This is a genomic window from Leifsonia soli (assembly GCF_013408745.1).
Classification (GTDB): Bacteria; Actinomycetota; Actinomycetes; order Actinomycetales; family Microbacteriaceae; genus Leifsonia; species Leifsonia soli.
In genome coordinates, this window is the sequence record NZ_JACCBJ010000001.1 from 283,414 (window position 1) to 297,770 (window position 14,357).

Annotated in this window: 12 protein-coding genes; 10 read left to right on the forward strand and 2 right to left on the reverse strand. The window is 71.2% G+C overall.

Translation table 11 applies throughout. From position 1 onward, the window contains the following. Window positions 1-6 precede the first annotated feature (6 nt). Complete coding sequence (locus BJ963_RS01325) at window positions 7-528, reverse strand: GNAT family N-acetyltransferase (RefSeq protein ID WP_218857180.1); 522 nt, start codon at window positions 526-528, stop codon at window positions 7-9. A gap of 115 nt (window positions 529-643) precedes the next feature. Between BJ963_RS01325 and BJ963_RS01330 the strand changes: the two genes are divergently transcribed. The 7 genes from BJ963_RS01330 (at window position 644) to der (ending at window position 7,260) form a co-directional block, all read left to right on the forward strand. Then, on the forward strand, window positions 644-1,543 hold the full coding sequence (locus BJ963_RS01330; RefSeq protein WP_089912958.1) for a ParA family protein: 900 nt from the start codon (window positions 644-646) through the stop codon (window positions 1,541-1,543). Further along, window positions 1,527-2,360, forward strand: coding sequence for a segregation and condensation protein A (locus BJ963_RS01335; RefSeq protein ID WP_343037207.1), 834 nt, complete (start codon window positions 1,527-1,529; stop codon window positions 2,358-2,360). The genes BJ963_RS01330 and BJ963_RS01335 overlap by 17 nt, the downstream gene beginning before the upstream one ends. Next, entirely contained in the window at window positions 2,350-2,991 is a 642-nt protein-coding gene (scpB, locus tag BJ963_RS01340; RefSeq protein WP_179454055.1) for an SMC-Scp complex subunit ScpB, read from the forward strand. Before BJ963_RS01335 ends, scpB begins: the two co-directional genes overlap by 11 nt. Then, the gene (locus BJ963_RS01345; RefSeq protein ID WP_179454057.1) at window positions 2,981-3,745 is read left to right on the forward strand and encodes a pseudouridine synthase; all 765 of its coding nucleotides are present in this window, start codon (window positions 2,981-2,983) and stop codon (window positions 3,743-3,745) included. The genes scpB and BJ963_RS01345 overlap by 11 nt, the downstream gene beginning before the upstream one ends. Before the next feature lie 260 nt (window positions 3,746-4,005). Then, on the forward strand, window positions 4,006-5,094 hold the full coding sequence (locus tag BJ963_RS01350; RefSeq protein WP_179454059.1) for a prephenate dehydrogenase: 1,089 nt from the start codon (window positions 4,006-4,008) through the stop codon (window positions 5,092-5,094). Continuing rightward, entirely contained in the window at window positions 5,091-5,762 is a 672-nt protein-coding gene (cmk, locus tag BJ963_RS01355) for a (d)CMP kinase (protein ID WP_179454061.1), read from the forward strand. The genes BJ963_RS01350 and cmk overlap by 4 nt, the downstream gene beginning before the upstream one ends. Next, window positions 5,755-7,260 carry a ribosome biogenesis GTPase Der gene (gene der, locus BJ963_RS01360; protein WP_089912942.1) on the forward strand — a complete coding sequence of 502 codons (1,506 nt, stop codon included), beginning with the start codon at window positions 5,755-5,757 and terminating at the stop codon, window positions 7,258-7,260. The genes cmk and der overlap by 8 nt, the downstream gene beginning before the upstream one ends. Window positions 7,261-7,356: 96 nt before the next feature. Here the strand turns inward: der and BJ963_RS01365 are convergent, their stop codons facing one another. Next, window positions 7,357-9,282, reverse strand: a complete 1,926-nt coding sequence (locus BJ963_RS01365; RefSeq protein WP_179454063.1) for a hypothetical protein — start codon at window positions 9,280-9,282, stop codon at window positions 7,357-7,359. A gap of 275 nt (window positions 9,283-9,557) precedes the next feature. Between BJ963_RS01365 and BJ963_RS01370 the strand changes: the two genes are divergently transcribed. The 3 genes from BJ963_RS01370 to BJ963_RS01380 all read left to right on the forward strand — a co-directional run bounded on the left by BJ963_RS01370 (window position 9,558) and on the right by BJ963_RS01380 (window position 14,336). Next, window positions 9,558-12,023, forward strand: coding sequence for a glycosyltransferase family 2 protein (locus BJ963_RS01370; RefSeq protein WP_179454065.1), 2,466 nt, complete (start codon window positions 9,558-9,560; stop codon window positions 12,021-12,023). Then, window positions 12,023-13,630: a chitinase gene (locus BJ963_RS01375; protein ID WP_179454067.1), complete on the forward strand. Its 1,608-nt coding sequence runs from the start codon at window positions 12,023-12,025 to the stop codon at window positions 13,628-13,630. Before BJ963_RS01370 ends, BJ963_RS01375 begins: the two co-directional genes overlap by 1 nt. Before the next feature lie 301 nt (window positions 13,631-13,931). Further along, complete coding sequence (locus BJ963_RS01380; protein ID WP_179453683.1) at window positions 13,932-14,336, forward strand: hypothetical protein; 405 nt, start codon at window positions 13,932-13,934, stop codon at window positions 14,334-14,336. The last annotated feature ends 21 nt before the right edge of the window (window positions 14,337-14,357 follow it).

Genomic DNA, 14,357 nt, shown 5'->3' on the forward strand with positions numbered 1-14,357 from the left:
CGAACGTCAGGCGGGCGAAACGCGGTGGCGGCGGCGGGGGGCGCGGCGGTGCAGCCAGACGTAGACGTTGCCGCCGTCGAGACCGGCGCGGCGCGTCCCGCCGAAGCCGAGCTTCGCGAGCACACCGAACGAGGGCGCGTTCCACGTCGCCACCGTCGCCCACAGGGCCGGGAACGCCGCGTCGAACGCCGCGTCCGCGACGGCAGCCGCGGCCTCGGTCGCGTAGCCGTGCCCGACATGGCCGCGCAGCAGCTCGTAGGCGATCTCCGGCTGGGATGCGCTGGCCCGTCCGACCACGAGCCCGCAGTACCCGACCGCTTCACCCGTCGAAGCGAGCTCGATCGCATACAGCCCGAACCCGAGTTCGTCGAACATCGCGCGCTGTGCGTCCAGCCGCTCCCGCTCGTCCTCCAGCGACCCCGCCGCCCGGCCGAGGGGATGCTCGGCGAGCAGCGCCAGGTTCCACTCGGCGTCACGCCCGTCGCGCGGGCGCAGACGCAGGCGCGGGGTCTCGAGAGCGGACGGCATCGGCTGCACGCCGCCAGCGTACCGAACCGCCGGGCGCGCGCCCCGCAAGCGGGGCACGGCGCGGATAGACTGTCCCCTTGAAAGACCGGCAACGAGAGGGACGAGGAACACCCAGGTGACGCGCAACGACGAGGTCGAGACCGAGCTGCCGGGCATGGATGCCGCATCCATCGCCCCGAAGCCCGGACCCACCGGTCGGCCGCTCCGTGCGTTCCCGGTGCCCGCTCCGCTGAAGCAGCACGGCCCCGCGAAGATCATCGCCTTGTGCAACCAGAAGGGCGGGGTCGGCAAGACGACGACCAGCATCAACCTGGGCGCATCGCTCGCCGAGTACGGCCGCCGTGTCCTCGCGGTCGACTTCGACCCGCAGGGCGCGCTGTCCGCGGGTCTCGGAGCGCACACCCACGACGCGACGACCATCTACGACCTGCTGCTGAACCGCAACGCGGACGTGCACGGCGCGATCCAGACCACGTCGACGCCCGGGCTCGACATCATCCCGGCCAACATCGACCTGTCCGCGGCCGAGGTGCACCTCGTCAACGAGGTCGCCCGCGAGCAGATCCTCGCCGGCGTGCTGCGCAAGGTCGCGAACGACTACGACGTGATCCTGGTCGACTGCCAGCCGTCGCTCGGCATCCTCACCGTCAACGCCCTCACCGCCAGCCACGGCGTCCTCATCCCGCTCGAATGCGAGTACTTCGCCCTGCGCGGCGTCGCGCTGCTCATCGAGACCATCGACAAGGTGCGCGAGCGGCTGAACCCCGCGATCGAGCTGGACGGCATCCTCGCCACCATGTACGACTCGCGCACGCTGCACTCGCGCGAGGTGCTGGAGCGCGTCGTCGACGCGTTCGGCGACCGCGTCCTCGAGACGGTCATCTCGCGCACCGTGAAGTTCCCGGACGCCTCGGTCGCGGCCACCCCGATCACGCAGTTCGCGCCCGAGCACCAGGCGGCGGAGGCGTACCGCCAGCTGGCGCGGGAACTGGTGTTCCGTGGCGCCGTCGCCTGAGATCACCGAGCCCGAGAACGCGGCGCAGGCCGAGTCCGCAGGATTCCGCGTCTCCCTCGGCGACTTCGAGGGACCGTTCGACCTGCTGCTCTCGCTCATCACCAAGCACGAGCTCGACATCACCGAGATCTCGCTCAGCCGCGTGACCGACGAGTTCATCGCGTACCTCCGCCAGCTCGACACCGACGAGAGCCTCGACGAGGCCAGCGAGTTCCTCCTCGTCGCCGCGACCCTGCTCGACCTGAAGGTGGCCGGGCTGCTGCCGCAGGGGGAGCTGGTGGATGCGGAGGACGTCGCCCTGCTCGAGGCCAGGGATCTCCTGTTCGCCCGGCTGCTGCAGTACCGCGCGTTCAAGGAGGCGTCCGCCTGGTTCGCCCAGCGGCTCGAGGCCGAGGGTGCCCGTCACGCCCGGCTGGTGCGCCTGGAGGACAAGTTCCGCCAGCGCACTCCGGAACTGGTGTGGACGCTCAGCCTCGACGACTTCGCGGCGCTCGCCACCCTCGCGATGACGCCGCGGGAGGTCCCCGTCGTCGGGCTCGACCACCTGCATGCTCCGCTCGTCAGCATCCGCGAGCAGGCCGCCGTCGTCGTCGGGATGCTGCGCCACGGCGAGCCGATGAGCTTCCGGCAGCTGGTGGCCGGCGCCGAGCAGAAGGGGGTCGTCGTCGCGCGGTTCCTGGCGGTGCTGGAGCTGTACCGGCGGGCGGCGATCGCCTTCGAGCAGCTGGAGCCGCTGGGCGAGCTGACACTGAGATGGACGGCCGAGCATTGGTCGGAAGAGAACCTGTCGAATCTGGGAGCCGACTATGACGGTTGAGAACACGGCCGAGGCCACGGAGGTCGGAGAGACCACCGAGGTGACCGACACGACGGAGGTCCCCGCGCCGGTCGAGGACGCGCAGATCGAGCGGGCGCTGGAGGCGATCCTGATGGTGGCCGACGAGCCGATGAGCGTCGTCACGCTCGCGACGGCCGTCGGAGCACCGGTGAAGCGCGTCCGCGCCGCCCTGGCCGCCATCGTGGCCGACTTCGACGGAGAGGGCGGCGGCGTCCGCCGCGGCTTCGAGCTGCGCGAGGTGGGCGGGGGATGGCGTATCTACGTCCGCGAGGAGTTCGACCACGTCGTCGCCGACTACGTGCTGCAGCAGAACCCGACCAAGCTCTCCCAGGCGGCGCTCGAGACCCTGGCGGTGATCGCGTACAAGCAGCCGATCAGCCGCGGCGCCATCGCCTCCATTCGTGCCGTGAATGTGGACTCGGTGGTGCGGACGCTGCTCGGCCGCGGCCTCATCACCGAGCTGTTCACCGACAGCGAGACCGGCGCCATCAACTACGGCACCACCGACCTGCTGCTCAGCCAGTTGGGCATCAACTCCATCGACGAGCTGCCGAAGATCTCGCCGCTGCTCGCCGACGGTGCGGACGGGTTCGAGGGCGATGTCCGCTGATTCCGCGCAGGGCGAGCGCCTGCAGAAAGTGATGGCGGCCGCCGGCGTCGCGTCGCGCCGGGTATCGGAGGACATGATCGTGGCGGGCCGCGTGACGGTCAACGGGACGGTCGTCCGCGAGCTCGGGACGCGCGTCGACCCGCTGGTGGACCAGGTGGCGGTGGACGGCACGGCGGTCCAGCTGGACACCTCCCGCCGCTACGTGATGCTCAACAAGCCGGTCGGCGTGGTCAGCTCGATGCGCGACGAGCAGGGCAGGCCCGACCTGTCGCGTTTCACCGCGGACTATCCGGAGCGGCTGTTCAACGTCGGGCGGCTGGATGCGGAGACCTCCGGCCTGCTCATCCTGACCAACGACGGCGAGCTGGCGCACGTGCTCGCGCATCCGTCGTTCGGTGTCACCAAGACGTACATCGCGCGTGTGCGCGGCGTCGTCACGCCCCAGACCATCGGCCGGCTGACGAAGGGGGTCGAGCTGGAGGACGGGCCGATCGCCGCGGACAAGGCCAAGCTGCTCCAGTCGAACCCCCGCGGCGACGACTCGCTGGTGGAGATCACCCTGCACTCGGGCCGCAACCGCATCGTGCGGCGGATGCTCGCCGAGGTCGGGCATCCCGTCGTCGAACTGGTGCGCCGCCAGTTCGGCCCGCTGCACCTCGGGACGCTGAAGTCCGGACAGCTGCGCGACCTGACCGCGGCGGAGCTCGGCCGGTTGCTGACGATCTCGCGCGAGAACCGGCCGTCCGGCTCGTAGCGGACGGCCGCCGCGGAAACGGAGGATGTTCGGCGGGTGCGCGCTGCAGCGACCTCCGTTCCTTGCACGTCGTTGGCGTGTCGCCGTGGAACTCCTCCTTTCGCGCGCATCCGTCTCGGCTGCGGCGAAGGGAGGAATCCTCCCGCGGCGCGCCGGGGGCACGCCGGAAACGGAGGGGATCCGCGACGGATATCGCCGGAGCCTCCTCCCAGACCGATCGAGTGCGAAAACGGGCGGCACGCGCTGGCTAAGGTGGACGGGTGACTGACATCTCCGCCCGCCTCTCCGGCCCCGTCCGCGTCGTCGGCGCGGGGCTGCTCGGCGCCTCCGTCGGACTCGGGCTGCGCGCCCGGGGCGTCGACGTGCTGCTCGCCGATGCGTCGCCCGCGCACCTGCGGCTGGCGGCGGACTATGGGGCGGGCCGGCTCGACGACGGGGGAGCGGAGCCGTCGCTCATCGTGGTCGCGGTGCCGCCGGACCTCACCGGGACGGTCGTCGCGGACGAGCTGGCCGCGCATCCCGACGCCGTCGTCACCGACGTCGCGAGCGTGAAGGTCGCACCGCTCTCCGAGCTGCAGGCCGCCGGGGTGGACCTGGCGCGCTACGTCGGAGGCCACCCGTTGGCCGGGCGCGAGCGCGGCGGTCCATCGTCGGCGCGCGCCGACCTGTTCATCGGGCGGCCCTGGGTCGTCGCCGCTCGGCCCGAGAATCCGCGGGCGGCCGTCAGCCTCGTCGAGGCGCTCATCCTCGACCTCGGCGCCACGCCCGTCGAGATGGATGCGGCCGAGCACGACGCCGCCGTCGCACTCGTCTCGCACGCTCCGCAGCTCGTCTCGTCCCTGATGGCGAAGCGCCTGGCGGACTCACCGGACGCGGCGCTCGCCCTCGCGGGTCAGGGCGTACGCGATGTCACTCGCATCGCCGCCAGCGAGCCGGAACTGTGGGTGCAGATCCTCGGCGCGAACGCGCCCGCCATCGTCGAGATCCTGCGCGCCTACCGCGACGACCTCGACCGCGTGCTGGTCGCCCTCGGCGACGTCGACGCCGCCGGAGCCCGCCGCACCATCGCGGAGGAGATCGCCGGCGGCAACATCGGGGTGTCCCGGCTCCCGGGCAAGCACGGCCAGGACCGGAAATATTCGCGCTTCGTGGTGATGGTGGAGGACCGCCCGGGCGAGCTCGCCCGCCTGCTGCACGAGCTCGGCGACCTCGGCGTCAACATGGAGGACCTGCGCCTGGAGCACTCGCCCGGCGCCGCCTTCGGCCTCGCCGACATCGCCGTGCTGCCCGAGGTGCTGCACCGCACCGTGGAAGACCTGACCGAACGGGGATGGAGGATCACCGGATGACCGAGACGATCGTGGTCGCGGTCGACGGACCGGCCGGCAGCGGCAAGTCGAGCGTGAGCAAGGCGGCCGCCCGGCGGCTCGGCTGGGCCTACCTCGACACCGGCGCCGCGTACCGCGCGCTCAGCTGGTACGTCGTGGAGCGGCAGGTCGACCCCACCGACGCCGCGGCGGTGATCGACGCGCTCCCCGACTTCGACTACCGGATCGGCACCGACCCCGCCACCTCCCACGTGTACGTGGGCGACACCGACGTGACCGAGGCGATCCGAACCCCGGAGGTGACCGCCGTCGTCAGCGCGATCGCCCGCGTCCCGGAGGTGCGGGCGTTCCTCACCGGGCTGTTCCGCGGCATCATCCGGAAGACCGACCGCGACGGCATCGTCGTCGAGGGGCGCGACATCACGACGGTGGTCTGCCCGGATGCGCCGGTGCGCATCCTGCTGACCGCCGACGAAGCCGTTAGAATGGCCAGGCGTTCCGCCGAGCTGGCCGGCCATTCCGCCGCCCACGTCGGCGAGGCACTCCGGAGACGCGACGAGGCCGACGCCCGTGTCGTCGACTTCATGAACGCCGCGGACGGTGTGACCACCGTCGACTCCACCGACCTCGACTTCGACCAGACCGTCGACGCGGTCATCCAGGTCGTACAGAAAGCAGCACATGTCTGACATCGAAAACGAGCCGACCGGCGACGACGACCTCGTCACCCGGCTTTCCGCGCTCGACGAGGAACTCGCCGTCCAGCGCGCCAACGCGCTGCGCAGCGGTCTCGAGGAGTACGAGCTCGACGAGAGCGACCTCGACATCCTCGAGGTCGCCGGCGAGGACGTCGACGGCATCACCTACCTCCCGGCCCTTCCGGTGCTCGCGATCGTCGGGCGGCCGAACGTCGGCAAGTCCGCGCTCGTGAACCGCATCCTCGGCCGCCGCGAGGCCGTCGTCGAGGACACCCCCGGCGTGACCCGCGACCGTGTGTCGTACCAGGCCGAGTGGAACGGACGCCGGTTCACCCTGGTGGACACCGGCGGATGGGAGCCCGACGCCCGCGGGATCGACGCGTCCGTCGCCGCGCAGGCCGAGGTGGCCATCGACCTCGCCGACGCCGTTCTCTTCGTCGTGGATGCGACGGTCGGCGCCACCTCGACCGACGAGCACGTCGTGCGCCTGCTCCGCAAGACCAAGAAGCCCGTGTTCCTCGCCGCGAACAAGGTCGACGACGCGCGCCAGGAGCCCTATGCGACCGAGCTGTGGTCGCTGGGGCTCGGCGAGCCGCATCCCGTCTCCGCTCTGCACGGCCGCGGTGTCGCCGACCTGCTGGACGAGCTCCTGAAGGCCCTGCCCGAGGTATCGGCGGTCGCGAAGCAGGAGGTCGGCGGCCCGCGACGGGTGGCCATCCTGGGCCGCCCGAACGTCGGCAAGTCGTCGCTGCTCAACAAGGCGGCCGGAGAAGAGCGCGTGGTCGTCAACGAGCTCGCGGGCACCACCCGCGACCCGGTGGACGAGCAGGTCGAGCTCGGCGGCCGCATCTGGCGGTTCGTCGACACGGCCGGCATCCGCCGCCGCGTCCACCTGCAGCAGGGCGCCGACTTCTACGCGTCGCTCCGCACCTCCACCGCGTTGGAGAAGGCGGAGGTCGCCGTGGTCGTCCTCGACGTCAGCGAGCCGATCAGCGAGCAGGACGTCCGGATCATCGACCTCGTGCTCGAGTCGGGCCGTGCGCTCGTGCTCGCGTTCAACAAGTGGGACCTCTTGGACGACGACCGGCGCCGCTACCTGGAGCGCGAGATCGAGCAGGACCTCGCGCACGTCTCCTGGGCGCCGCGCGTCAACATCTCCGCGCGCACCGGGCGTCACCTCGAGAAGCTCGTCCCCGCCCTGGAGCTCGCGCTCGACTCGTGGGACACGCGCATCCCGACCGGCAAGTTCAACGCGTTCCTCGCCGAGCTCACCGCCGCGCATCCGCACCCGGTCCGCGGCGGGAAGCAGCCGCGCATCCTGTTCGGCACGCAGGCGTCGAGCCGCCCGCCGACATTCGTGGTGTTCACGACCGGATTCCTCGACCCGGGCTACCGGAGGTACATCATCCGTCGCCTCCGCGAGGTCTACGGCTTCGAGGGCACTCCGATCGTCCTCAACATGCGCGTCCGCGAGAAGCGCAAGCGCTAGCCCCGCCCCCGTCGAGTACGCAAAAACTGCACACAAAACTGCCCCGCAGCGTGCAATTTGTGCGGACTCGACGGTGGGGCGGGAGCGACGTCGGGGTCAGCGCTGGCGGGCGACGTCGAGGATGGGGTCGAAGGCGTCGGGGTCGTGGACGACCGTGACCGGCCCTGTCTCGGCCGGGAACAGCCGGCGCACCATGTCCGGGTCCGCGCGGTCGTCGAGTGTGATGTCGATGGACTCGCGCCAGCGGCCGTCCGAGAGCCGCTGCACCGTCGCCTCCCAGGTGATCCCGGGCGTCGACCGCGCCTGCAGCCGCAGGTGGATGCCGACCGCCCTCCGCCGCGCCAGGAGCGACAGCAGCCCGCGATACACCGCGGTCCGTCCCGCGGCGACCAGCCACGGGTCGAGCTCCCGCACCAGGATGTCCGCGTTCCACAGGATCGTCGTCGCGAACCCGCTGGGCGACTGGTAGACGTCGACCGCGATCACGCCAGGCAGCCGCCGGACCGTCTGCCGCAGCGTCCCGCGCGTGATCCCCTCGTCGACCGTGCTGTGCAGGTACAGCGGAACGGACGGACGCGGAGGCAGCCCGCCGGCCCGCACGGCAGCACGGTCGTGGATGCGCTGACCCGGCGCGAAGAACGGCGCCAGCCCGGCGAGCAGGGCGGCGACGGAAGAATCCGGCGGGTCCGCCTCGATCATCGCCGCCGTGTCCGCGTAGGCGGTCGACTGATGCAGCGCTCCGATGCGGAACCCGAGCGAGAGCGGCGGCCGCGCCTTCACCGTCAGGAACGGGGCGCCGGATTCCGTGCGGAGCGGGTTCTCGCGCCCTTCGATCCGCGGGACCGGGTCGAGCACGTGCTCCAGCGCGAGCACGCTGACCGTCGGCGGCACGGCGATGCGTCCGAGCGGGGAGCCCGCGACCACCAGGTGCGTGACATCGAGTCCCTCGGCGACGGCCGACGCGGCGACCTGGGCGGCCACCATCCCGCCCAGGCTGAACCCGGCGAGCAGCATCGGCTCACCGGGGCGGATGCCCGCCTCCCGCATCGCCGTCAGCGACGCCCGGGTGATCGTCGGCTCGTCCCCGGCTCCGATGAGCAGATCGGCGGTGAGGTCGTTGGGCGCTGCCCCGGCGCGCGGATGCCAGGACTTGGTGCTCGCGAACTGCACGATCCAGCGCCGGCCGGTGGATGCGGAGGGCGGCACCTCGACGATCCGCACCGTGGCGACGTCGGCGCGGTCGTCGAGGTCCGGGTCGCACAGGTCGTCGATCTCGCGCTGGCTGAGCAGCACATCCCGCAGCGAGCGGATCGACCGCCGGCGCATGGCGCCCGCCGCGATGCCGGGCTGCCCGAGCGGATCGGGGGAGGGGCCGAGCGGGAGACCGAGCAGCCCGGCCGGCACGTCGGGAATGCCCGGCGTCGGCACATAGTCGTCACCGGCGAGCGGGTCGTTCCACCAGTCCAGCACGTCGCGGATGAGCGGGAAGGCCCGCCCGAGGAAGTCGTCGTAGCCGGTCAGGACGGCGTCGTGCCCGTCCCGCAGCAGCCCGCGCCTGCGGCCGAGGTTCACCACCTTGCGCAGCAGCGACGGCAGCGTGAACACCGCGAGGTAGGGCTTGGCCCGCCAGCGGGGCAGCACCAGCCCGGCGAGCGAGACGAGCAGGGCGAGCGGCGAGAGCAGCCACCCGGCGACCCGCGCGATGCCACCGACGGTGCGGGGCACGAGCGACAGGTACAGTCCGCTGAGGGCCATCCGCCTGGCGCGGCGGGTCGTCGGTGGTGGTGCGCCGAACGGATACGGGATGCGCCGCCCGCGTTGCACCGCGTACCAGGCCCAGGCCGCCGCGACGGACAGCAGCCAGCCGATCGCGACGAGGACGCCGCCGACCAGGCCGAGCGCCGCCAGCACGATCCCAAGCGCCAGGGCCACCGGGACGCCGGCCAGCAGACCCACCAGGAGAAGGGCGGTGGCCGCCGGACTGCGCCCCCGCCACAGCTGCGGTGACGGCTGCGACGGCATGCGGCCAGCCTAGACCGCACCCTCCGACACCCCGCCGCCACCCCGCCAAACTCCCCTCCGAGGGTCGATGCATATGCATGGGAACGATGCCGCGCAAGCGCGACACACCCTCCCGTTCTGAGAAAGACGACAGACGGGCCACCCCAAAGGAGGGGCGACCCTAAGGGGGGTATTTGTACCCCGGCTTGTCCTCACTAGTGTGGACAACCGGGAGCCACCCGACCGTGCCCACCCGAGGGCCGGGCTCCCGTCTTCTGAAGGACGCATACCCGATCATGAGTTCTGCTACCGCATACACCCCTGCCCGAAAGCGCCAGCTCGGCTCCGAGAAGCGCACAGAACCGCTCCCCACGGTCCACCCGAAACCGTCGGACCGGAAGATCACCTGGAGCCGCGTCGCCATCGTGCTGACCGTCCTCTTCTGGGCGATCTACGTGGTCACCACGATCATCCGCCAGTTCATCGACAGCGGCAGCCAGAACTTCCGCTTCACGATGGAGGCCATCGGCTACACGGTCGTCGTCACCTTCCTCACCTTCTCGGCGCTGATGTACCTGGTGGCCCGGCAGGGAGCGCTTCAGCGCTTCCAGAAGCACGTCCGCGTCCCGCGGGCCGAGCTCGACCGGCACTTCGCCGACAACCAGCCGTCGATCACCGTGCTCGTCCCGTCGTACGCGGAGGAGCCCGAGGTGGTGAGGATGACGCTGCTCTCCGCCGCGCTGCAGGAGTTCCCGTCCAAGCGCGTCGTGCTGCTGCTCGACGACAACCCCGACCCGAGCGACCCGGCCGTGCGGGAGCGCCTCGAGGCCACCCGCGACCTCGCGCACGACATCAGCGCGACGCTGGCGGAGCCGCGCTTCCGCTTCTCGGACGCGCTGATGCGGTACGAGCTCGGCGACACCGGCGTGTACGCGACCGACGAATCCGCGCTGGAGCTCGCCGACCACTACCGGTGGGCCGCTCAGTGGCTGCACGCCCAGGCCGACGCCCACACGATCGAGGACCACGTCGACGTCTTCTTCGCCGACCAGGTGCTCCGCGCCCTGGGCGACGACCTGGCCTTGACCGGCGAGGCCGTCTCCGCGGCGATCGCCGAGGGCGCATCCCTCACCAGCAAGCGCGTCGCCCAGCTCTACCGCCGTCTGTCGTGGACGTTCGACGCCGACCTCGCGGTGTTCGAGCGCAAGAAGTGGGCCTCCCTGTCGCACGAGGCCAACAAGGCCATGAACCTCAACGCGTACATCGGCCTGATGGGCGGCACCTACCGCGTCGAGGAGACGCCGGAGGGGCAGATCCTCACGCCGGTCGCCGCAGGCCAGCGCCGCGCCGGGGACATCGAGATCCCGGACAGCGACTTCCTGCTGACCCTGGATGCCGACTCCATCCTGCTGCGCGAGTACTGCCTCCGGCTCACCTACTTCCTGCAGCAGCCCGACAACGCCCGCGTCGCCGTGACGCAGACGCCGTACTCCTCGTTCCGCGGCGCAGGCACCCGCATCGAGCGTCTCGCCGGCGCGACCACCGACATCCAGCACATCCTGCACCAGGGCAAGTCGTACTACGGCGCCACGTTCTGGGTCGGCGCGAACGCGGTGATCCGCAAGAGCGCCCTCGACGACATCGTCGAGACGGAGTTCGTCGGCGGATTCGAGGTGCGCCGGTACATCCAGGACCGCACCGTCATCGAGGACACCGAGTCGAGCATCGACCTCGGCACCCACGGCTGGACGCTGTCCAACTACCCCGAGCGCCTCAGCTACTCGGCGACCCCGCCGGACTTCGGTTCGCTGATCGTGCAGCGTCGCCGCTGGGCGAACGGCGGTCTGCTCATCCTCCCGAAGCTGTGGCGTCAGGTGAAGGAGCGGAAGCGCCGCGGCGAGACCGTCTCCCGCATCGAGCTGCTGCTGCGCGTCAACTACATGGCGTCGATCAGCTGGGCCAGCTTCGGCCTGATCTTCCTGCTGGCCTACCCGTACGACGGCCGGCTGCTCAGCCCGATGGTGCTGCTCGCCGCGCTGCCGTACTTCATCAGCCAGGCGGCCGACCTCCGCTACAGCGGGTACAAGGCCACCGACATCTTCCGGATCTACGGGTTCAACCTCATCCTGCTCCCGGTCAACCTGGCCGGGGTGCTGAAGTCGATCCAGCAGTCGCTGACCGGCAAGAAGATCCCGTTCGCCCGCACGCCGAAGGTCAAGAACCGCACGGCCTCGCCGCTGCTGTACGTGATCGCGCCGCTCGCGATCGTCGCCTTCTCGCTGTTCACGCTGTGGCGTGACGTCAACGCGCAGAACTGGGGCAACGCCGCGTTCGCCGCGTTCAACGCCACCCTCGCGATCTGGGCGATCGTCGCATACATCGGCATCTGGAACACGATCGTGGACATCTGGATCGGGATGACGAAGCCGCTGTACGTGGACAAGTCGCGGCGCCGCTCGACCGAGGAGGCCGCGCCGCAGACCGCATCCATCGACTGGCGTTCCGTGCTCTACCACGGCCACGCGGGCGGCGAGGTTCCGCACCTCGCCCGCGTCGGCGCGGTCGTCGAGGTTCCGGCAGACGACACCGCGGCGTCCGTGCCCGGTGCTGAGGGTGCGGTCGCCGAGGGTACGGTCGCCGCCAGCGCCTCCGCCGGATCCGCGCACGACGGGACGCTCGGGGCCGAGGGCTCCGAGGCGGCGGCCGCCGTGACCGCGTCCGCTCCGGCCGAGTCCGTCTCGGGCGAGAGGCAGGCCGCCTGATGGCTCGCGTATCCAAGAACGCCTCGGCGGACGCCGTCGAGCGCGCACAGGCTCCCGAGGCCGCGAGCGGCCGCCGCCTGTCGCCGTGGCGGGTGATCGGCGCCGCTCTGGTCGCCATCGTCGTGGTCTCCGCCGGCGCTGTCGGCCTCCAGTGGTGGAGCGCCCGCGCGGCGGTCGACGCGAAGCCGTGGTTCGCCTCGTACGTGGATGTGACGGCGACGCCCCGGTTCGCGTTCGAGAACCTGGGAGGGACGACGACGAAGGACGCCGTCCTCTCGTTCGTCGTCTCGTCCCCGTCCGACCCGTGCGCCCCGAGCTGGGGCGGCGCCTACTCGCTCGACCAGGCGCGCGGCTCGCTCGACCTCGACCGCCGCATCGCCCGCCTGCAGCAGCAGGGCGGAACGGTCGCGGTGTCGTTCGGCGGCCAGCGGAACGACGAGCTGGCCGTGCACTGCGTCGACCCCTCCGCGCTCAAGAACGCGTACGCGTCGGTCGTCGACCGCTACAAGATCGGCACGATCGACCTCGACCTCGAGGGCACAGGGATCACCGACACGGACGCCGCCGCTCGCCGGGCCGAGGCCATCGCCGCGCTGCAGCAGGAGCGCCGCGCCGCGGGCAAGAGCCTCGCCGTCTGGCTGACCCTGCCGGTGGCGCCGACGGGCATGACCTCGGACGGCACGGATGCGATCGCCGCCATGCTGAAGGCGAAGGTCGACATCGCCGGCGTCAACGTGATGACCATGGACTTCGGCGACGCCAAGGATGCGAAGACCTCGATGGCGAAGGCCGCGGAGTCGGCCGTCTCCGCCGCCCAGCGCCAGCTCGGCATTCTCTACGACCGCGCGAAGCTGCACCAGAGCGACCCCAGCCTGTGGGCGAAGCTCGGCGCCACCCCGATGATCGGCCAGAACGACACCGAGGGGGAGGTGTTCACCCTCGCCGATGCGGCATCCTTCAACAGCTGGGCGGTGTCCAACGGCCTGGGCCGCATGTCGATGTGGTCGGCGAACCGTGACAAGACCTGCGGATCGAACTACGTGGACGTGACCGTCGTGTCCGACGCCTGCAGTGGTGTGAACCAGGGCAAGAAGTCGTTCGCCGGCGTCCTCTCGAAGGGCTTCGACGGGCACATCGCGCTGGGGGAGGGCGCCGTCACGACGGCCGAGCCGACCTCCACGGCGACCGCCGACGACCCCGCCCACTCGCCGTACCCGGTGTGGGCGTCGAAGAACTCGTACCTCAAGGGCACCAAGGTGGTCTGGCACCACAACGTGTACCAGGCGAAGTGGTGGACCAAGGGCGATGTGCCGGACAACCCCGTGCTGAACGCGTGGGAGACGCCGTGGGAGCTCGTCGGCCCGGTGCTGCCGGGCGAGACGCCCATCCCGCAGCCGACGCTCCCGGCCGGGACGTACCCGACGTGGACGGGGACCGGCGCCTACGACAAGGGGCAGCGCGTCCTCTTCGACGGCGTGCCCTACGAGGCGAAGTGGTGGACGCAGGGCGACAGCCCGGAGGCCGCCAGCGCCAACCCCGACTCGTCGCCCTGGACTCCGCTGAGCCAGGACGAGGTCGACCAGATCATCGGCGGCTCCGGCCACTGACACCAGCTCGGCGGCGGGACGCTGACTCCCCCCACTCGCGTCCCGTCGCCGACTCAGACCTGGACACCCGCTGCGGGGCGGGGCGCTCCGGGCGCCCGTCCGCGCCGGCATTCGGCCGGCGCGACGGCGCAGTGCCGGCGGGGATGCGCGTGCCTTCGGGTGGCGTGCAGCATCCCTGCCGGCACGAAAGAACACCCGTGATCGGATCGTGACACCGAGGCGGGCGCACGATCCCTAGGCTTGCGTTGCTGCGCGTTGCAGCTCGACAGACTCTGGGGGAACGATGAACCGATGGAAAGCGGTGACGCTGGCGGCCGGGGCTGCTGCGTCCCTTCTCGCGCTGGCCGGGTGTGCGGCGGGTGCGGGAGACGTGCCGACGCCGACAGTGACCGCTACGTCGACGGTGACGGCGACTCCGGCTCCGGCCACCGCGTCGCCGGACGATCCGCTCGACGCCCTGACCGCATGGACGGCGTGCGCGGTGCTTGCCCAGAAGGTGTACGGCACGCAGGCGCCGGACTCGGTGATGAGCCCGTACGATCCAGCGCATCCGCCGACGAAACGGGACGACGGCACCTGGGACGCGGTCGTGGCCTATTCGATCCAGCCACCGGTCGAGGGGGCTGGGGGCGTCATCGTGGACTGCCAGCTCGGCGGCACGCTCGGCTCTCCGAAACTCATCCATTGGGTGGCCAAGGACATCTGACCGGGGCGTGCGCGAGCCGCC

Coding starts and splice junctions, on each gene's coding strand:
- BJ963_RS01365 (WP_179454063.1), bottom strand. CDS start 9,282: ATGCCGTCGCAGCCGTCACCGCAGCTGTGGCGGGGGCGCAGTCCGGCG.
- BJ963_RS01370 (WP_179454065.1), top strand. CDS start 9,558: ATGAGTTCTGCTACCGCATACACCCCTGCCCGAAAGCGCCAGCTCGGC.
- scpB (WP_179454055.1), top strand. CDS start 2,350: ATGACGGTTGAGAACACGGCCGAGGCCACGGAGGTCGGAGAGACCACC.
- der (WP_089912942.1), top strand. CDS start 5,755: ATGTCTGACATCGAAAACGAGCCGACCGGCGACGACGACCTCGTCACC.
- cmk (WP_179454061.1), top strand. CDS start 5,091: ATGACCGAGACGATCGTGGTCGCGGTCGACGGACCGGCCGGCAGCGGC.
- BJ963_RS01375 (WP_179454067.1), top strand. CDS start 12,023: ATGGCTCGCGTATCCAAGAACGCCTCGGCGGACGCCGTCGAGCGCGCA.
- BJ963_RS01345 (WP_179454057.1), top strand. CDS start 2,981: ATGTCCGCTGATTCCGCGCAGGGCGAGCGCCTGCAGAAAGTGATGGCG.
- BJ963_RS01325 (WP_218857180.1), bottom strand. CDS start 528: ATGCCGTCCGCTCTCGAGACCCCGCGCCTGCGTCTGCGCCCGCGCGAC.